This window comes from Photobacterium sp. 2_MG-2023 (assembly GCF_030547675.1).
In the GTDB taxonomy this organism is placed as follows: domain Bacteria; phylum Pseudomonadota; class Gammaproteobacteria; order Enterobacterales; family Vibrionaceae; genus Photobacterium; species Photobacterium arenosum.
The window spans coordinates 16,494-34,806 of sequence record NZ_JAUOQQ010000021.1; the positions used below are offsets into that span (position 1 = coordinate 16,494).

At 48.7% G+C, this 18,313-nt stretch carries 16 protein-coding genes and 1 pseudogene; 14 read left to right on the forward strand and 3 right to left on the reverse strand.

The genetic code is table 11. The features are described 5' to 3' along the window. Window position 1 precedes the first annotated feature (1 nt). Complete coding sequence (locus Q4491_RS15835; RefSeq protein WP_303458740.1) at window positions 2-994, reverse strand: hypothetical protein; 993 nt, start codon at window positions 992-994, stop codon at window positions 2-4. 368 nt (window positions 995-1,362) lie between these two features. On the opposite strand from Q4491_RS15835, the gene Q4491_RS15840 reads away from it, so the two are divergent. The 10 genes from Q4491_RS15840 (at window position 1,363) to Q4491_RS15885 (ending at window position 12,378) form a co-directional block, all read left to right on the forward strand. Beyond that, window positions 1,363-1,761: a DUF2170 family protein gene (locus Q4491_RS15840; protein ID WP_192017703.1), complete on the forward strand. Its 399-nt coding sequence runs from the start codon at window positions 1,363-1,365 to the stop codon at window positions 1,759-1,761. Further along, window positions 1,758-2,444: a PspA/IM30 family protein gene (locus tag Q4491_RS15845; RefSeq protein ID WP_303458744.1), complete on the forward strand. Its 687-nt coding sequence runs from the start codon at window positions 1,758-1,760 to the stop codon at window positions 2,442-2,444. Before Q4491_RS15840 ends, Q4491_RS15845 begins: the two co-directional genes overlap by 4 nt. A gap of 68 nt (window positions 2,445-2,512) precedes the next feature. Further along, the gene (locus Q4491_RS15850) at window positions 2,513-3,541 is read left to right on the forward strand and encodes a potassium channel protein (RefSeq protein WP_303458746.1); all 1,029 of its coding nucleotides are present in this window, start codon (window positions 2,513-2,515) and stop codon (window positions 3,539-3,541) included. Between the two features lie 17 nt (window positions 3,542-3,558). Then, window positions 3,559-4,194 (forward strand): YjfK family protein, encoded by a 636-nt coding sequence (locus tag Q4491_RS15855; protein ID WP_237795648.1) that lies wholly within the window; start codon window positions 3,559-3,561, stop codon window positions 4,192-4,194. Window positions 4,195-4,237: 43 nt separating this feature from the next. Continuing rightward, the gene (locus Q4491_RS15860; protein WP_192017707.1) at window positions 4,238-4,654 is read left to right on the forward strand and encodes a DUF350 domain-containing protein; all 417 of its coding nucleotides are present in this window, start codon (window positions 4,238-4,240) and stop codon (window positions 4,652-4,654) included. A gap of 11 nt (window positions 4,655-4,665) precedes the next feature. Continuing rightward, window positions 4,666-5,277 carry a DUF1190 family protein gene (locus Q4491_RS15865; RefSeq protein ID WP_192017708.1) on the forward strand — a complete coding sequence of 204 codons (612 nt, stop codon included), beginning with the start codon at window positions 4,666-4,668 and terminating at the stop codon, window positions 5,275-5,277. Window positions 5,278-5,671: 394 nt separating this feature from the next. Next, on the forward strand, window positions 5,672-7,648 hold the full coding sequence (locus tag Q4491_RS15870) for a BCCT family transporter (protein ID WP_192017709.1): 1,977 nt from the start codon (window positions 5,672-5,674) through the stop codon (window positions 7,646-7,648). Between the two features lie 258 nt (window positions 7,649-7,906). Next, window positions 7,907-9,436 (forward strand): nitric oxide reductase transcriptional regulator NorR, encoded by a 1,530-nt coding sequence (gene norR / locus Q4491_RS15875; RefSeq protein WP_303458752.1) that lies wholly within the window; start codon window positions 7,907-7,909, stop codon window positions 9,434-9,436. A 174-nt stretch (window positions 9,437-9,610) separates the two neighbouring features. Then, window positions 9,611-11,272 carry a hydroxylamine reductase gene (hcp, locus tag Q4491_RS15880; RefSeq protein WP_303458754.1) on the forward strand — a complete coding sequence of 554 codons (1,662 nt, stop codon included), beginning with the start codon at window positions 9,611-9,613 and terminating at the stop codon, window positions 11,270-11,272. Between the two features lie 62 nt (window positions 11,273-11,334). Further along, window positions 11,335-12,378: a hybrid-cluster NAD(P)-dependent oxidoreductase gene (locus tag Q4491_RS15885; RefSeq protein ID WP_303458797.1), complete on the forward strand. Its 1,044-nt coding sequence runs from the start codon at window positions 11,335-11,337 to the stop codon at window positions 12,376-12,378. Window positions 12,379-12,405: 27 nt separating this feature from the next. Here Q4491_RS15885 and Q4491_RS15890 read toward each other — a convergent pair. Then, window positions 12,406-12,812 (reverse strand): annotated as a pseudogene (locus tag Q4491_RS15890) (lactoylglutathione lyase family protein); the annotation flags it as partial. Window positions 12,813-12,820: 8 nt separating this feature from the next. On the opposite strand from Q4491_RS15890, the gene Q4491_RS15895 reads away from it, so the two are divergent. Then, complete coding sequence (locus Q4491_RS15895) at window positions 12,821-13,174, forward strand: LysR substrate-binding domain-containing protein (protein ID WP_303458800.1); 354 nt, start codon at window positions 12,821-12,823, stop codon at window positions 13,172-13,174. A gap of 46 nt (window positions 13,175-13,220) precedes the next feature. Here the strand turns inward: Q4491_RS15895 and Q4491_RS15900 are convergent, their stop codons facing one another. Beyond that, the gene (locus tag Q4491_RS15900) at window positions 13,221-14,117 is read right to left on the reverse strand and encodes a LysR family transcriptional regulator (protein ID WP_303458802.1); all 897 of its coding nucleotides are present in this window, start codon (window positions 14,115-14,117) and stop codon (window positions 13,221-13,223) included. A 118-nt stretch (window positions 14,118-14,235) separates the two neighbouring features. Between Q4491_RS15900 and Q4491_RS15905 the strand changes: the two genes are divergently transcribed. The 3 genes from Q4491_RS15905 (at window position 14,236) to Q4491_RS15915 (ending at window position 18,284) form a co-directional block, all read left to right on the forward strand. Beyond that, window positions 14,236-15,471, forward strand: coding sequence for an MFS transporter (locus tag Q4491_RS15905; RefSeq protein WP_303458804.1), 1,236 nt, complete (start codon window positions 14,236-14,238; stop codon window positions 15,469-15,471). Window positions 15,472-15,701: 230 nt separating this feature from the next. After that, on the forward strand, window positions 15,702-16,769 hold the full coding sequence (locus tag Q4491_RS15910) for a poly(3-hydroxybutyrate) depolymerase (RefSeq protein WP_218386098.1): 1,068 nt from the start codon (window positions 15,702-15,704) through the stop codon (window positions 16,767-16,769). A 330-nt stretch (window positions 16,770-17,099) separates the two neighbouring features. Continuing rightward, entirely contained in the window at window positions 17,100-18,284 is a 1,185-nt protein-coding gene (locus Q4491_RS15915) for an acyltransferase (RefSeq protein ID WP_303458806.1), read from the forward strand. Window positions 18,285-18,313: the final 29 nt, after the last annotated feature.

Consider the following 18,313-nt stretch of genomic DNA (forward strand, 5'->3'; position numbering starts at 1 on the left):
ATTACTCTTCTTCCGCCAGCAGCAGGTAATCTGAGAACAGGAAGTTGCCTAACAGCATTGACTGATTTTCGGCGCCATCGAAATAATCCAGATAAAAGTGCACCAGTACATAGCCGGGAGAATCCCCCTGACCGAGATCTAAAATGTTGAGGGGAATTTCCAGCGCTTTGTCCTGCTGATGCTGAAGTACGACAGGCTCGGCCAGAATCACAGTCTCATCATTCTCCGGTCCCAGGCTCATCCCTTGTGCGGGAACCGTGAGCCTTGGCGGTACATGCTCGCCGGGATAACCCGTCTGGGCCGGGGACGTGACAACAAATACCCGCTCACTGCGCACAGTATTCAGGGTCGCCTCCCTTGCTCCGCTGTTGGTAAAGCTGAAACGCAGTGTGGGCTGCAACCCGGCATTCACCTCATCTTCTATATAAGCCACAGGTTGGGGTAAATCACTCAAAGGCAGGTTGGATAACTTTCCCTGCTCGTCGTAGCGGTAGTAATGCTGCTCACCGTCATCATGGATATAAATATCCAGCCGTGACAGCAAACTGCCTTTGGCGTCCGGATCACGTTTGATATGGTATATGTACAGCGCATTCTGGCGCGTATTCGCCTGTAGCAGCCCTTCAACCACCAACTGAGAGGGAGAGGCAAACTGCTTCATCTGATCCGTATGCTGAAGGTAACCGGGATCGCCGCATAATAACCAGGGAGGCATGATGGCTGACCAGCGCTGGCACTCACCAGACATGGGATCTTGTTCAGTCGACGCCTCTCGCTCAGCAATCAGGGCGTTATACTCTTTCTGACTCATGATGATCAGTTCGGGCAAAAGGAACACCGACTTTTCGTCCGAAAACGGCGCCAGTTCAATGCCGGAAAGGTGCAACTCAGCCGGGCGGGTGTTATGGGTGTAAATATTAAGTACAACAGCACCCAGGATCATGGCGAGCAACAGCGGCAGTATGAACCTTAGCAACAGATTTTTTTTGGTCATGGCGACAACTCAGCAATCAGCACCAGGAGATTGTGCTAAGTATAGCCTTCATGCGGGTACTATTATTTGCGGCTCTGACCGTTACGCTCGCTGAACCAGTGCCGCGATAGATTCGCCGGAATAAATAACACATTGTTTCTTCAGGTACGTATCACAAAATCACACGATAAAAGGCAAAACCCGCATTCAATTATGAGCAGAAGGGCATACTCAGTCGCTCATTTAACCTATATTAGAGCACTCAACGGCACCTTTAGGTTCCTGTCCTGTATCATCACCAGTCAGGAACTTCATCAGGTGGCAACAGTCGAATGCTTTTGTGCGACTGTATAACAGATGTATTTTTTCTTAATCTAAGGATGCTGACTATGTGGCAACTCTCCGATCTGGCTCCCCTGCTGTCTGACCATGACGGTTGGGAGGTCGACGTACAGGGTCAGGCGTTACTGATCCATAATGAAGACAACATTGAAGCTTTTCTGGCGGTTTCAGGTGAGCAGATTCTGGTTGAAGTCTTATTGTTTGACGCCGGACAGGTGAAAGACACCGATGCACTGAACCGTGAAATACTGCGTACACATAAAATGTTCCCGCTGTCGACCATAGGTATCAATGCGATCAACGGCAATGACTATTACGTTGCCTTTGGTTCACTGTCTTCCCAGTCAAAAGCAGAAAGCGTTGTGATTGAAGTCGCCACGCTTTTCCGTAATGTTGAAGCCTTTATTGATTTGTACCAGGACTTCCTCAAGGAGCAAACGGCATGAGTGTCTGGAAAAAACTCTTCACCGCAATGAAAGGCGGTGCCAACGAAGCCGCAGAAGCCGTCGCAGACAGCCAGGCGCTGCGTATTCTCGATCAGGAAATCCGTGAAGCCAAAGCGGAACTGCGCCGCTCTGATGAGGCACTGGTTGGCATAGTAGCCAAACGTAAACTGTCTCAGCAAAAAGTGGAAAGCTTTAATCTGGGGCTCACCGAATACGAAGCCTATGCCCGTAACGCGATGGAAAAAGGCCAGCAGGACTTAGCGCTGGAATGTGCACAGAAAGTCGCCAACCTGCGCAATGAACAGCAGGCGGAACAGACGTATCTGGATCAGTTCACTCAATCCGAGCAGACACTGAGAACCAACATCGCCCAGGCCAAAGATAAACTTCGTCAGCTAGAGCAACAAGTGGATGTTGTAAAAGCCAATGAAGCGGTGCAAAAAGCGCAGTCTGCAGTGTCATCCGGTCATGTTGGCGCTAATGCCAAAATGCATACCGCAGCTTCGTCGCTGGAGCGTCTCAAGCAACGTCAGGCAGAAAAAGCCGCTCAGCTGGAAGCTTCTGCGGAAATGGCAGCCGAACAATCAGGCAGTGCGCTGGACAAGAAACTGGCCGACGCCGGAATCAAGAGCGGGGGCACAGCCTCTGCCGAAGATGAACTGGCACGCATTCTTGGTCGATAATAAGCGGTAACTCCGGGGGCTGAGGTCATTGCTGTGGCTGCTCAGCCCTTAGGATTGAGGAGAAATGCATGTCTATCTGGTTGTTGGTCCGCCGCTGGGCCCATCAACAATTCAATCAACTCAATGGCCGAAATCTGCTCATTACGCTGCTGTGCTATGTCGGCTTATCCTGGCTACTTCTTGAACTTGCGGGTGAGCAGGCGCTTACACACTCATTAACTCACTTTTTCTACTATCTTGTCGTGACGGCTTCTACCGTCGGCTACGGTGATTACTCCCCGGCAACCCAAGCCGGAAAGTGGGTGGTCGCCCTGTTCGTCATTCCGGGCGGTTTGGGTCTGTTCGCCATCGGGATTGGCCGCTTGGCTACGCACTTTATTAGCTATTGGAAAAGTGGCTTGCTCGGAAAACGGAGAATTAACGTGGAGAACCATATTCTGGTACTCGGCTGGAATAACCAGCGAACCTTGCACCTGATTAAAATGCTGCAGCACGAAGAACGACAGCGTCGCCATATTGTGCTGTGCGTGCGCCCTGAAATGGAAAACCCGTTGCCGGGTGAGATTGATTTTGTACGTGTTGTCAGCTTTACTGACACCGCTGACATGGACAAAGCCGGTGTCAGCACAGCAAGCTGTATCATCATAGATAACGAGCAAGACGATGTGACGCTGGCGGCGGCACTGTATTGTTCAAGCCGCAATCCCGATGCGCATTTGCTCGCCTACTTCACGGATGAAGGACTGAGCGACTTGCTGAAATCACATTGCCCCAAAGCCGAATGTATTCCGTCCGTGGCGGTGGAAATGCTGGCCAAGGCCGCTGTCGATCCGGGTTCCAGCGAGCTTCACCATGAACTGCTGAGTACCCATCACGGCATGACCCAGTATGCGGTACGCTTTCCTGAGACCGCTTCCCCGACACAAGTCAGCCGACTGTTTACCCTGTTCAAAGAAGAACACGAGGCCACTCTGATAGCCATTGATCGCGGGCAGGGTGTGGAATTGAATCCACCGCTGGATCTGGCCGTATTGCCCGGTGCCAACCTGTTCTATATCGCCGATGAACGTGTCAATGATTTCAACTGGCCGTCTTAAACCGGCAAGGAGTAGCTATGTTCGACTGGTTAAAAAAACGCAAGCAAGCCGCAACCACTGAGCCGGCAGCCCCCGAGCTCATCGGTCTTCGTTTAGGCGGTGCCTTTGAGCTGGATGATTTGAAACTGCGTCTTACCGAACCGTCTCTGATGATTGAAGGGGCTGCGCGTACCCAGCTCATCCAGGCTGTCGGGGAAGTCTGGCTGGACGAACAAACACGCCTGGTACGCTATTACACCGATGACGAAGGCTTTGTTCAGGTGCTGACCCACGGTGCCGGTGATGCTGATGTCAGCGAGGTAAAACTGTTTTACTTCTATGACAGCAAACCTGTCGATACAGACAGTGAATGGCAGCATTTACTGGACAAAGGGATAGTCAAAGGCCAGTGGCAACTGGAAGACTTCACTTATCAACAAGTGTGGGAAAACAGTCGCCCTGTTGCTATGACAGAAAAAACCTGGCTGCAGAACGGGACGGCCAGCTCCACCGATCAGTTTGTCATGGTATACGAGCGAGACGCAGAAGCCGGGATGAAAGAAGTGCTTCTGGTGTCTGCAGAAGAGAAAATATTCAACAACAGAGCTGAACGCAGCCTGGTGTTGAGCACAGGATTTGACCTCAGCCCGACAGATTTTAAACTTATTGGCTGAGTCAGATAATAACCACTAAACATTTATAATTTCAGGGATTTCCATGGATCTTTTGACACAATCACTCGCCGGGCTAGGCTCATTTGTCGCTTATTTTGCTATCTCTATCGTGTTCTTAATGCTGTTCAAAGTCATCTTTGTCCGCATTACTCCTTATGACGAATGGAAACTGGTCAAAGAAGAAAAAAACACCGCAGCAGCCATTACCCTTGCCGGTTCAATTCTGGGTTACGCACTGGCGATTTCTGGTGCTGCCAGCAACTCAGTGAACTTCATTGACTTTGCTATCTGGGGTGTCGTGGCATTACTGGCGCAGATGCTTGCCTATGTGATTGTCCGGGTTGGTTTCATGCCCCGTATTGCCGAGCGCATTGAAGCGGGAGAAATTCCTGCCGGCCTGCTGATGGCTGCCACCTCAGTGTCAGTTGGCCTGCTCAATGCGGCCTGCATGACCTATTAAGGGGGACTGCCATGAAACGGACTAAAGACGTCAATCTTTCCGGCATGCGAAAACAATGGCGTCCCTTTGCCATTGCGCCTGTTACCGCTGCCATTACAGCGGGATTGCTGACAGGTTGCAGCGATCCGCAGGAAGATGCCGTGATCTACCATACGGTCAATGACTGTAAAGATGACAACCCGGGCTATTCCGAACAGTGTGAAGCGGCCTATCAGAATGCACTCAAGGAAGCTGAGCGCACGGCACCGAAATACAAAAACTTGCAAGAGTGTACCACTGAGTTCGGAACGAACTCTTGCATGAAATCAACGGAAAACAACTGGTTCATGCCTGCAATGGCCGGCTTTATGTTTGCCCGATTGCTGGACAGTAACCGCGGTTACTACAGCCAGCCAATGTTCAGCTCCTACTATCCGGGCAGCCGTTATTACGGCCGCTGGACCACTTCCGACGGCTACGACTACGGTTCATACCGCTATAAAAAGTCAAAGATCAAAGTCGGCCCGGAGCAGATGAAACCTAAGCCTACCGTCAGCCGCACCATCTCGCGCGGCGGCTTTGGCTCCAGTGCTGCAGCAAAATCCAGTTGGGGCAGCTCTTCCAGCCGGAGCTGGGGGGGATAATAGGTTCCGACTTGATCCAGAGCGCCGACAGGCGCTCTTTTCATTAAAACTTACAGCTCAAAACAATCGTCCACGAATTTTTATCAGCCACCCCCAAACTGATATATTTCTCTTAATAAACAACAATATATATTAACACTTAGAGCATAAACGCAAAAACAGACCAAGATCACACTTTGAACACTAAGCAAAATATTGATAATATCCTCACGTTTTTCATAAGCAGAAAATCTGAAATACCTGCTTTACATGAGGTCTGGACGCAGTATTTTGCGTCCAACATGGCCTATTTCACTGTCCGTTAAATTGATCTACATCAATTTTCACTAAGGCCTCTGCCACTATCATGGCGCTCCCCTAATCGGACATAGCAACCGTAAGATTTGAAGGATTTATGGAAATTAAGTCAGATTTAAATAAACCGGTATTTTTTACCTCGGCAATTTTCATTGCCGCGCTCTCTTTTATAGGTGTGATGTGGCCGCAAGCCATGGAATCCTATTTTAAAAACATTCAAGGCTGGATCATCACACAGGCTAGCTGGATCTACATCCTGGCTGTAGCCATCTTTTTGATTTTCCTCATTCTGGTCATGTTCAGCCGCCTGGGTGATATCAAACTTGGGCCCGATCACTCCGAGCCTGATTACAGCTACAGCTCCTGGCTGGCGATGCTGTTTTCCGCTGGCATGGGCATTGGCCTGATGTTCTTTGGCGTCGCAGAGCCAGTCATGCACTTCACATCTCCCCCGGTCGGTGATCCACAATCGGTAGAAGCGGCACGTGAAGCCATGAAGATTACTTTTTTCCACTGGGGACTGCATGCCTGGGGGATCTACGCGCTGGTCGCACTGGCGATGGCCTACTTTGCGTACCGCCATAAACTGCCACTGCTGCCACGCTCTGCCCTGTATCCTATCCTTGGCGACAAAATCTATGGCCCTATCGGTCATGTGATCGACATTTTTGCCGTGATCGGTACGCTGTTTGGTGTGGCTACCTCTTTAGGCTTTGGTGTGGTGCAGGTCAACGCAGGTTTCAACTATCTGTTTGATATGCCACAGAACACCACAGTCCAGGTGCTCCTGATTGCCGCCATCACCCTGATTGCCACCGTCTCCGTTGTCATGGGCCTGGACGGCGGTATCAAGCGTCTGTCGAACATCAATATGTTCCTGGCCGTTCTGCTGCTGGCCGTTGTCATCATTGCGGGTCCAACCGCTCTGATCATGAAGTCTTTTGTGCAGAACACCGGGGCCTACCTGAGCGATATAGTCAATAAAACCTTCAATCTCTATGCATACGAGCCGAAGGAAGACTGGATCGGTGGCTGGACCTTACTGTACTGGGGCTGGTGGGTGTCCTGGTCACCGTTTGTGGGTATGTTCATCGCCCGTATTTCACGTGGCCGTACAATCCGCGAATTCCTGGTGGGCGTACTGCTGATCCCATCGCTGTTCGGTTTCCTGTGGTTCACCGCCTTTGGTAACACAGCGATCGATGCCATCATGAATCACGGTGCAACTTATCTGAGTCAGGCGGTGAGTGAAAATGTGCCCGTTGCCCTGTTTAAGTTCTTCGAGCACATGCCTATGTCGACGGTACTGTCAGTCATAGGTGTAGCACTGGTGATCACTTTCTTTGTGAGTTCCTCCGACTCAGGCTCGCTGGTTATCGATACCCTGACCTCAGGCGGTGCGGCTGAGCCACCGGTCTGGCAGCGTATCTTCTGGGCCGTGATTGAAGGTGTGGTGGCCGCTGCGCTGCTGGCTGCGGGTGGTCTGTCTGCCCTGCAAACCATGACCATTGCCAGTGCCTTCCCTATCATGATTCTGATGCTGCTGTTCTGTTACTGCCTGTTCAAAGCACTGCGCAATGACTACATGCTGCAAAACAGTATCCAGACACACAACACCAGCGTGCAGTACACTCAGGCCAGTGTGAGCTGGAAGTCCCGCATTTCGGCCATGGTGAACCATCCGAAGCAGGATGAAGCTGAGAATTTCATGACCTCAACGGCCATACCGGCTTTGAAAAACCTGGTCGAAGAAATGAAACTTCAAGGTCTGGCTGTCAAGCTTCAGGTTTTAGATGAATCTCGTGTCCGGTTAGTGGTTGAGAAAGAAGATGTGGAAGATTTTGCCTATGGCATTCGCCTGCGCCACTTCGCACTGCCGACCTATGCTAACGAATCGTATGACGATTACTACCGTGCAGAAGTCTTCCTGCTACAGGGCGGCCAGCAATATGATGTGATGGGTTACAACCAGGAACAGATCATTGCTGATGCGTTAACCCAGTACGAACGCCACATGCACTTCCTGCATCTGGCAACGTCGGAAAACATTCAGGAAGAGCCAGCCCTGTCATAAGGTTTCAGCTTTCTGAAAATACTGAAAAAGCCAGCATCGCAACACGGTGCTGGCTTTTTCCTTTATACCGGATGAGGTCATTACTTCATTACTGAGATACAGAAAGCACAGAAAACTCACTATTTCTCCATCTGAATAACAATATTTTCATTGCAGTTGATTGTCGTCAATAAAACATCACTCTCCCGGAGTTGGGGGATGTTCAAATGACATCATCTTGCTAGCATTGACATCCAGAACAGCTTTCCGGGTTTCATTATGCCGTCGAATATCGATCAAGCTCTGCTGAATATTGCGTTAAACCTCAGTTCCAATTGCTCACATGAACAACAGTATCAAACCATCATTGATACGATTGAAAAAGTATTCCCTTGTGATGCCTGTTGTTTGTTTATCTTCGATGAAGATGGTTTTCTGACGCCTGTTGCAGTGAAAGGCTTATCCCCTTCTGTCTTAGGAAGGCGCTATTTTCCTAAAGCCCATCCAAGGCTCAACGCTATTATTCAGAGCCACCAGCCAGTCCGTTTTGATGCTGATTGCTCACTGCCGGATCCTTTCGACGGTACATTACTCACAGAAGACCAGTGTATCGACGTTCATGATTGCATGGGATTCAGCTTATATGTGGAAGGCCAGCTGATAGGCGTACTGACGATGGATGCACTCTCTGTGGGTGCCTTTGAGCATATTGATCCTGTAGCCATCGAAACTTTCGCAGCATTAACCGCCGCAACACTGCGTAATATCTCTCAGCTAAGAGCATTGAAAGCACAAAACCAAAAGCAGAAAAATGTCACTCAGACCCTGATCCAGCAAGCACGCTCCCAGCACGGGGAAATCATAGGTCTCAGCCAGCAAATCAAACAGCTACGCAGCAATATAGCCACAGTTGCTCAATCAGATTATGCCGTATTAATCACAGGTGAAACCGGGACTGGTAAAGAGTTGGTTGCTCATTCCGTTCACGCACAATCGCATCGCAGCGACAAACCAATGATTTATGTGAACTGCGCTGCACTGCCTGAAGGACTGGCGGAAAGTGAACTGTTTGGTCACGTCAAAGGTGCTTTTACTGGCGCAAACTGTCATCGGACGGGTAAGTTTGAACTGGCCGATGGGGGCACCATTTTCTTGGATGAAGTCGGTGAATTACCCTTAATTTTACAGGCGAAACTACTGCGTGTAATCCAGCAGGGCGAGTTACAGCGGGTAGGCAGTGATCAACACTTGGTGGTGAATGTTCGCATCATAGCTGCAACCAACCGACAGCTTGAAAAAGAGGTGGAAGACGGCACCTTCAGGGCAGACTTGTTTCATCGTTTGAATGTATTTCCCATCCACGTCCCGCCACTGCGCACCCGAGACGGCGATATCCCTGTACTAGCCGGATATTTACTGGAAAAAGTGCGTCAACAGTTCAATACACCCAACCTCCATGTTCACCCGAAGGTACTGGCACATTTTGAGTTTTTCCCCTGGTATGGCAACGTTCGTGAATTAGAGCACACACTCACGCGGGCTGCTTTATACGCTATCCAGCAAGGTTCAAGCACCATCATGCTCAATCACTTTGATGCGTCTCTTACCTTAAGCGATGTCAAAAACACATCACATCACCTACCGGCCACAAGCCAGCCGATGCGTGAACTGGTTGAGGACTATCAGAAGGATTTGATTGAGCACGCATTAAACAAAACGAACCGTGTATGGGCAAAAGCTGCCGAGTTTTTACAGATGGATCGGGGAAACCTCTATCGCATGGGCAGAAAACTTGGAATTAACCGATAGCAACCGAGCCAGCCTGGATGTCATTAAGACATCGCGCCTGTTGTTGTTATCACAACATTTAATTTTTAAAAACCATTAAGTTACAATAAAATCAACAAGTTAATATATGGCACACATCGTGCACTCTGGTGAGAGACAAAACCAAGTCTGGCTAAAATCACTGGAGAACCCAATATGTTCTGTATTCAATGCGAACAGACACTTCAAACCCCTGCGATCAAAGGCTGTTCGTTTGCACAAGGGATGTGCGGCAAAACGGCCGAAGTCTCTGATCTGCAAGATGTGCTGGTCTACATACTGCAAGGCGTTTCTTTTTGGGCAACAAAAGCCCTCGAATCCGGCATCATTGATAACGAAATCAACCAATGGGCACCAAAGGCATTCTTCTCAACACTGACAAATGTTAACTTTGACCCTGATCGCATTCTGGAACTGACCTCCCAAGCCGAATCCTACAAATTACGACTGAAGACAGCAGTCACCGCGGCGGCGAGATTGGCAAACCAGCCCATTTCAGAACTGCCTGCCGTCGCAACCTTCGAACTACCGCAGACAGCCGAAGAAGTCATTGCGTTCGCACCTCAGGTTGCGGTAAACCGCGGTAAGGATAAGCTTCACGAAGATGTCATCGGTCTTCGCCTGTTATGCCTTTATGGCCTGAAAGGCGCTGCCGCTTACATGGAGCACGCTCGAGTACTTGAACAGACAAGCAATGAAATTTACACGGAATATCATGAAATCATGGCCTGGCTGGGGTCGGACCCAGGCGATCTGAACGCACTGCTTAATTGCTCCATGCGTATTGGCCTTATGAACTACAAAGTCATGGAGATGCTTGACCACGGGGAAACATCCACGTTCGGGCACCCAGAACCAAGCACTGTAAACGTCAAACCCGTCAAAGGAAAATGCATTCTGGTCTCCGGTCATGATTTGCATGACCTTGAAAAAATCCTGCAGCAAACCGAAGGGAAAGGCGTCAAGGTGTACACCAATGGTGAGATGCTCCCCGCGCACGGCTACCCGGAGCTGAAAAAATACGCCCATCTGGTTGGTAACTACGGCAGTGCATGGCAGAACCAGCAGAAAGAGTTTGCAAACTTCCCCGGCGCTATCGTGATGACTTCAAACTGCCTGCTCAATCCAAATCTGGGCCATTATGCAGACCGTCTTTTCACACGCAGTATTGTGGGCTGGCCAGGCGTAAGCCACATTGAAGGGGATGACTTCAGTCAAGTTATTGAATGCGCACTGGCTCTGCCGGGCTTCCGGCATGATGAAATCGAGCATCATATTACAGTCGGTTTTGGTCGCAATGCATTAATGAATGCTGCGCCGGCTGTTATCGATCAAGTCAAACAAGGCAACATCAGACATTTCTTCCTTGTGGGTGGCTGCGACGGCGACAAAGCGGAACGCAGTTATTACACCGATTTCACAGCAGAAGCACCGGAAGACACACTGATCCTGACGCTGGCCTGCGGCAAGTTCCGTTTCAACAAAAACACCTTTGGCGAGATCAACGGCATTCCCCGTTTACTGGATGTAGGCCAGTGCAACGATGCCTACTCAGCAATCCAGCTCGCCTTAACTCTGGCAAGTGAATTCGAATGTGGTATCAATGATCTTCCGCTGACACTGGTGCTTTCGTGGTTTGAGCAAAAGGCAATTGTTGTCCTGTTAACACTGTTTGCACTCGGTGTGAAAGGTATTTATACCGGCCCGACCGCACCGGCATTTCTTACGCCGAACCTGATTGCAATTATGCAAGAAAAATTTGATATGCGCAGCATTGGCAATGTTCAGGAAGATCTGAAAACAATTCTGGCCGCGTAATACAAGTCAACGTCAATAAGCCCCGCCTCAGGGGCTTTATCTACCACAACCAAGAGATGACTATGTTTTTTGAATGGCAAGCTAATCAGGCTGTAACGCTCCGCTGCGTTGGCAAATATGCAGAAACTCAAGATGCTGTCAGTATCAGGCTGTCTGAACTCAGTGAGTCACTGCTATTTCAATTCAAACCAGGACAGTTTATTAATCTGGGCGTCGAAATTGCTGGAAAAATGGAGTTTCGCGCTTATTCCATCAGCTCTGCTGTCGAAGATGAGCACCTTCAACTCACAATTAAGCGTGTGGCAGGCGGCAAGGTCTCTAACTACATTATCGATTCCTTATTACCAGGAGACACAGTTCAGGCCCTGCCTCCAGCGGGTGATTTTAACTGTATCGATCATCCGCCACAAACAATCAACGGGCACGCAAAAGCTCTGCTCATCAGTGCTGGCTGCGGGGTGACTCCTGTCTTCTCAATGGCAGCATACTGGTTAAATAACCGGGACAATGTTGATATCGCATTTCTGCATATTGCCCGCAGCCCGGAAGAAACGATTTATTTTGATCAGCTGGAAACGCTGGATGCCATCTATCCAAATTTTCGCCTTGAACTCCTGCTCAAAAACAATCATGGCACTTCTCATCCACAAGGTCGCCTGAACGCAGACTGGATAACTCAACTCGTGCCGGATTTTAAAGAGCGTACCATTTATTTATGTGGCCCAAATCAATTCATGCTTGATACTCAGCAATATTTAAAGCAACTTGATTTCGATATGAATCAGTTTTATCAGGAGAGTTTTACCCCGGCACCACGAGAAGATGTTCAGCTATCTGATGAAAACACAATGGTTGCGGTTCCAGACTTTTCTCAAAGTATTCAGGCCAGAAAAGGACAGGTTCTGGCAGACGTTTTGGAAGGTGCGGGTTTGCCGGTTATTGTGGCATGTCGAAGCGGCATTTGCGGTTCATGTAAATGTAAAGTGCGAGCGGGCAGTGTTTCGTCAACCAGCCAAGAAACGCTCACACCCGAAGAAATTGAACAAGGCTATGTACTGGCCTGTTCTTCAACAATTCAATCAGACTTAGACGTACAAATTGGCTGAAAGCGTTCAGGCCAGCCAGAATCGACGTCACTGACTGTAAGCACCGCTGGCATAATACAGCTCATAACTGTGACTGTAGATTTCCAGAATATTCCCGAACGGGTCTTCCATATAAATCATGCGATACGGCTTCTCGCCCGGGTAATTATAGCGCGGTGCTTTCATCCGTTTTTTCCGCCAGCAGCCACGATCCGCTCTGCCAGTTCCTCGACATTGGGGTCCTGCACGCAGAAGTGAAACACACCGGTTTTCCAGTATTCAAAGTTGTTATCCGGCTGTTGCTGATTGTCGAACTGAAACAGTTCCACACCAATGCGATCCCCTGTTGAGAGGTGTGCAATCCGAAAACGTCCCCAGCCCGCGCCAAACACATCGGTACACATTTCACCGATAGCGCTGTCATCCTCAACGATTTCCGTCGGTGACATGATCAGAATCTAGGTTGTCTCAAGCCTTGCTCACAAAAACCGGATTCATCGATCACCCCAATGCCCGCCGGTATCTCGACAGTGTATTGTTAGATCTGACATTTTCCGTGCCGCACGATTCGCTGCCTGTACGCGGCTACATCAATCAGCTCAGCCAGATTTTACTGCCGGTTTCACTCGGGCTCGGTTTTACCGTCCTGCCGGAAAGTACCATTCTGGAGTCCCCGTACGCACAGGATCTGCGTATTCTGCACCGCAGCGTCAATGCCAGAGAACCTTTGTATCTGGTACGGAAACGCCATCGCGAGCTGGCCTCTCGTTACAGATGGTTCACCGACTGTATCCGGCAAACACTGCAGTCTTCCTGAATCGTCCGGAAAAGAACCCAAATATTCTGCATTCACAATGTTTAGCTCACTGAGTGCTCAGGTGTTTTTGCAGATGCTCAACGAAGATTGTGATTTTTTTAGCCAATTGTTTTCGCCCGGCATAGAAAGCATAAAGAACCAGAGGCTCAGGTTCAGCGTCTAGCTCTATGATCTGCAATGTGCCTGCGTTGATTTCATCGGTACACGATTCCTCAGGCAATATCGCGAAGCCAAGACCTGCCAGCGCACCAAACTTTGCCATGTTGCCACTGTTTACTTTAAATGACGATTTCACACTCTGCGTAAGCAACTGACCGTTTGAATGCCTGAATACCCAGGGGGAACCATTTAGCGCCGTTAAACTACTGATACAAGGCAAGTGGTTCAAATCGGCCAGTTTGTGAGGACGGCCATGCTGTCTGATCAAGTCCGGTGCAGCGACCACTGTGCTTCGCAACCTGACTATCTCTTTCGCGACCCAGCCACTATCAGTAATTTTTCCACGATGATAGCTCAGGATCAGATCGAATCCATCCAGTAAACTCTCTTTAGGGCTCAGGCTGGTTTCACAAGATAGCGATATTGCAGGATGCTCTGCACAAAAAGCCACAACTGCCTTTGCAAGTACCGGGATATCTGGCATCAGGATTCTGAGTTGACCCGTTACCGTTTGAGAGTGCTGATTGACGTCTTCAAGCGCATCATTCAGCGCCACTAACAAGACCCGCGTCGTAGAGTAAAGCTGCTCACCCGCCTCGGTTGGGGTCATACGACGCGTCGTTCTTTCCAGTAACCGGGTATTGAGCTTCTCCTCCAGTAAAGCGACATGACGGCTGACATTTGATGTTGGTAAACTAAGCTGCTCTGCTGCCTTTTTAAAGCTGTTGTACTCATAAACACAGTGAAAACTTTTCAACCACTGCTGCTCGATCTGCTCAATCATTTATTATCCCGAAATACTGGATTATCAAACCAATAAATCGCACTTTATTACTCAATTCGGGCTAATACAATAAGATCTTTCATAGGAATTTACTCCTCAAGACCAGAAAGGCTTAACAATGCTCACTTCATTTTTTTCATCACGTCGCATGTCTGATTGCAGTCTCTATATCTGCTTTATGATTCATTTTCTGGTTGCACTGGATGCATTAGTCATTGTGCCTTTCAGCTCGATAATGGCACTGGCAGCGAGTGTTCCAGCTTCACAGTCTGGCTATCTGACGTCTGTTTACGCTATTGCCGCAGCACTTACTTGCCTGATGATAAAAGGCTCACAGGATATGACTCGTGAAAGAAAAAGAATCCTTTTCTATCTTGCTGGTATAGCTATTACAACGCTCATTACCTCAATGCTGGATGACTTTGCTCTTTTGCTGTTGGCTCGGATATTTACGGGAGTTTTTGGCGGAGCATTAGCTGTTGTAAACCTGAATTATTTAATATTGATGTCTGATGAAAAGAAAAAAAAGAAAAACACGGCAATTCTAATCAGTGCATTTCCGTTAGCGCTCGCTCTTGGTGTACCTGGCCTCATCATGGTGTCCTCAGGAACTCACTGGCAGTTTGGCTTTCAGCTATTAGGAATGGCTTTCATATTGTCAGCCTTCTTGTTTTTATTCGTTCATTTAACCTCTCCCAAATCGTTGCCGACCCCAGGATATACAAGAGTTACTAAGCAAAATACACCAATTAGCTCACTCCGAAATCACAAGATATTACTTTTCTCTGCTGTGCTGATTTTCACCGCCATTTTGAGCACTTTTGTCGTATCAACCCAATACCCTGTCATGCTAACGATAAACCTCGATATACCTGAAAAGCTTCTGAGCCTTTGTTACACAATAAGCGGGCTGGGTTCTTTTGTATTAATACAATATTACGCAAGAGCAAAAATGAGTGATCTTACAGTTGGCAAGTTAATAGGGCTACTTTCATTAATTATGGCGATCACTGTAGCAATGGGCTTTCATACAGAAAATGTAAATCTTGCCGCACTGGCCTTTGTCATTTTTATCATTGTCAGCTCTGCTCGCACTCTTATCTTAATTACCGAATTAATCAGCGCTCTCACGCCACAAGATCGTGTGATTATCATCGGTCTGCAAAACTCGCTGCAACACTTTGCGGTTGGTCTGGGCGGCGCCTTAGGTAGCCTGTTTGTTACCTCGCAAGCGGATTTATCGGTAGATTTTTCAGCAATGACCTATGTGGCAATCGCCTTAATTGCCTGCACGCCTGTGCTATGGAAAGGCAAGTCATTGATTAGCTTTGATAAGGTCAATCAGACGGGATGAGCCGTGTGCTATCTGAGAATAACCGGCTCTAAAAAATCGCCGGTAGAGACATAACCACAATTAACCCAGGCAGTGGCTGTCAGTTCAGCCACTCTCAAAATCACCCGCCTTTTTGATGCAAATCTGAAATTCATATTTGCGCAACACATTGCTTATTCGTACCTATACTCCTTCCAGACTCTCGCTTAAAGCGTACGACAGGACGTCATCTAACCAGACAGGAGTTCAGGATGCTGCGCACTCTGCTACAACGTTTATTGACCTTTGCCATGCTGTTCTCTGCTTCAGCTCAGGCAACAAACGTGCTGCTTCCGCCATTGAATGCACAAGCCAATCAAACCTCGATTTCTGGTCTGTCGTCCGGTGGTTTCATGGCGGCGCAATTTCATGTGGCATTTGCTGAATCACTGGTCGGGGCGGGGATTGTTGCGGGTGGTCCCTGGAACTGCGCGGGCAATAATCCCTTTGTGAACCCACTAATCAACGCGACGACAACTTGCATGAACCCCTGCGCAAATAGCCTGAGTGGCTGTTCGTCAACCCTGTTTCCCAACAGCGGATACTTAGCGGAGCTGGCGAAAGTAACAGCCAGCAACGGCCGGATAGACGATACTGAGCACCTCAGAAACGATCAGGTTTACCTTTTTTCAGGCCGGCTGGATGAAACAGTCGTCACAGGTGTGGTCGATTCCGCCGTGACCTTTTACCAGAAACTGGGAGTGCCTGAAGCGCAGATCCGCTATAACAACAGCGTTGATGCCGGCCATGCCTTTATCACCAGCGATCCGGCAGATACCCCCTGCGATCTCACACAAGCTCCTTATATCAATAACTGTGACATCCCGCAGGCAATGCGAATTCTGGCGCACATTTACGGCCCGCTGAATCCTCCCGCTGCAGCGCCCGGCGGTGACTTAATGGCCTTCGATCAAAGTGAATTTATCAGTAGCCCGCACACCAGTATGGACGACACGGCGTATGTCTACATTCCCACCAGCTGCCGCTCGGCATCCTGCAAAGTGCATGTTGCTGTCCACGGTTGCCGCCAGGGCATTGCCGCTATCGGCACGACTTACATAAAAGAAACCGGCTACCTGAACGTTGCCGATACCAACGAGATCATTGTGCTGTTCCCGCAGGTGAAAAAGTCTGAGTTCATCCCCTACAACCCCCGCGGCTGCTGGGATTTCTGGGGTTACAGTACTTTAAGCCAGCCGCCCTACAACTATTACACCAAAGACGCCCCGCAGATGAAGGCAATAAAGGGAATGATAGATCGTTTGGTCAGTGCAGGATAATCAGTCCAGTGCGAGAAATGCCGTATCAATCCTATTTCCCTGCTACTGGTCAAAAACAATAAGGGCGAATAAGCAGAGCATTCGTTCAAATTCTTCTGCAGCAGACGCCTTCTTTCTAATGCTGCTTTTAACTGCCAATATTTCAATTAGTTACAGTGAATACGTCGCGAGAGTCACGATTTTACCCTCCCATCGCCCCGCAGAACACAATGCAACAAGACACTTATTATTTCTCGCCATAAAATAATCTCAGATAATGTCAGGACGGCCAATGCCCCCGTCACGTGGCCAATTGCTGCAAGCACAGAAAACATAAATCAGGACAAATACATGCAACGTCAACTCCCTTTATTAACACCGATTCGCGGTATTGCCGCGCTCATCGTCACCTACTTTCATGCGCGTTTAATTCTGTTTCCGCAATGGAGAGACAGTATTGCGGAATCCACACATTTTCTTGAAAACGGCTATCTCTGGGTGGACATTTTTTTCATCTTGAGTGGTTTTGTCATGATGTATGTTTATCAATCCACTTTCGCCACAGGCAGTAGCTTGAAAAAGTGGCGAGGATTTATGTGGTTGCGTTTCAGCCGTATCTACCCTCTGTTCTTTGTCACCCTGGCTGCACTCTTTATCTGGGAATATTACAAATCTATTCACCAAATCGGCTTTTATGCCGGCCCGTTATTTGATGCCTGGGGTGCAACAGGAATTCCACCTTTTTCCGGCCCGTTTAACCGAACCGAAACCCTGGTACCAAACCTGTTTCTGGTAAATGGTATCCTTTCCCAGCCTTTAAGCTGGAACATTGCCGGATGGTCGCTGAGTATTGAATGGCTGTGCTATCTGGTCTTTCCATTGCTCATGTCAGTGCTCTTGCGGCCAGCAAAGAGTAATGCCTGGCTGCCAGTCCTGATTATGATGGTACTTGGCGGTATGGTTAGCATGCATGGAACATTAGATATCACTTCAACACTGAATGCATTTGTCCGAGGCATTTGTGGCTTCACATTAGGCATGTGGTTATCCCGAATCTCATTCAGTCCCAGAATGAAAAGCTGGGTGAATCATGACGGGTTACTGATTGCGCTCATCATTGCTTTAATCTCAGTGCTTCAGTTCAGCATCAGTTACACAGTCACTATGACAACTTATGTGCTGTTTGCACTTTTGGTACTCGTCGCGGCCAATCAGCAGAATCGTTCTTCGTTGTTACTCGGTTTACTCGATAACAAAGTCACGCAATTTCTGGGCGATATCTCTTATTCCATCTATCTGTGGCACTCAGTATTACTGCTGGCCGGTGTGGAGATTCTCCACCATATCAATCCTGACTGGACGGCATGGTGGTATGCGCAAACATCTGCGGCAACCGTGCTGACAGGTATTTTTATCTTTACTGCTGTACTAATTATTGTGTCTGTATGCAGTTACTACTTGTTCGAACGTCCATTGATGAAATGGATGCGGGGAATGGGAGGCAAACGCACTACGCCAGAGGTGTCAAAAGCATAACCGCTGAATACAATCACAGTGGCTGAGAT

Excerpts from the sequence above, each read along its gene's own strand:
- Q4491_RS15835 (WP_303458740.1), bottom strand. The coding sequence starts at position 994 with ATGACCAAAAAAAATCTGTTGCTAAGGTTCATACTGCCGCTGTTGCTC.
- Q4491_RS15840 (WP_192017703.1), top strand. The coding sequence starts at position 1,363 with ATGTGGCAACTCTCCGATCTGGCTCCCCTGCTGTCTGACCATGACGGT.
- Q4491_RS15845 (WP_303458744.1), top strand. The coding sequence starts at position 1,758 with ATGAGTGTCTGGAAAAAACTCTTCACCGCAATGAAAGGCGGTGCCAAC.
- Q4491_RS15850 (WP_303458746.1), top strand. The coding sequence starts at position 2,513 with ATGTCTATCTGGTTGTTGGTCCGCCGCTGGGCCCATCAACAATTCAAT.
- Q4491_RS15855 (WP_237795648.1), top strand. The coding sequence starts at position 3,559 with ATGTTCGACTGGTTAAAAAAACGCAAGCAAGCCGCAACCACTGAGCCG.
- Q4491_RS15860 (WP_192017707.1), top strand. The coding sequence starts at position 4,238 with ATGGATCTTTTGACACAATCACTCGCCGGGCTAGGCTCATTTGTCGCT.
- Q4491_RS15865 (WP_192017708.1), top strand. The coding sequence starts at position 4,666 with ATGAAACGGACTAAAGACGTCAATCTTTCCGGCATGCGAAAACAATGG.
- Q4491_RS15870 (WP_192017709.1), top strand. The coding sequence starts at position 5,672 with ATGGAAATTAAGTCAGATTTAAATAAACCGGTATTTTTTACCTCGGCA.
- norR (WP_303458752.1), top strand. The coding sequence starts at position 7,907 with ATGCCGTCGAATATCGATCAAGCTCTGCTGAATATTGCGTTAAACCTC.
- hcp (WP_303458754.1), top strand. The coding sequence starts at position 9,611 with ATGTTCTGTATTCAATGCGAACAGACACTTCAAACCCCTGCGATCAAA.
- Q4491_RS15885 (WP_303458797.1), top strand. The coding sequence starts at position 11,335 with ATGTTTTTTGAATGGCAAGCTAATCAGGCTGTAACGCTCCGCTGCGTT.
- Q4491_RS15900 (WP_303458802.1), bottom strand. The coding sequence starts at position 14,117 with ATGATTGAGCAGATCGAGCAGCAGTGGTTGAAAAGTTTTCACTGTGTT.
- Q4491_RS15905 (WP_303458804.1), top strand. The coding sequence starts at position 14,236 with ATGCTCACTTCATTTTTTTCATCACGTCGCATGTCTGATTGCAGTCTC.
- Q4491_RS15910 (WP_218386098.1), top strand. The coding sequence starts at position 15,702 with ATGCTGCGCACTCTGCTACAACGTTTATTGACCTTTGCCATGCTGTTC.
- Q4491_RS15915 (WP_303458806.1), top strand. The coding sequence starts at position 17,100 with ATGCAACGTCAACTCCCTTTATTAACACCGATTCGCGGTATTGCCGCG.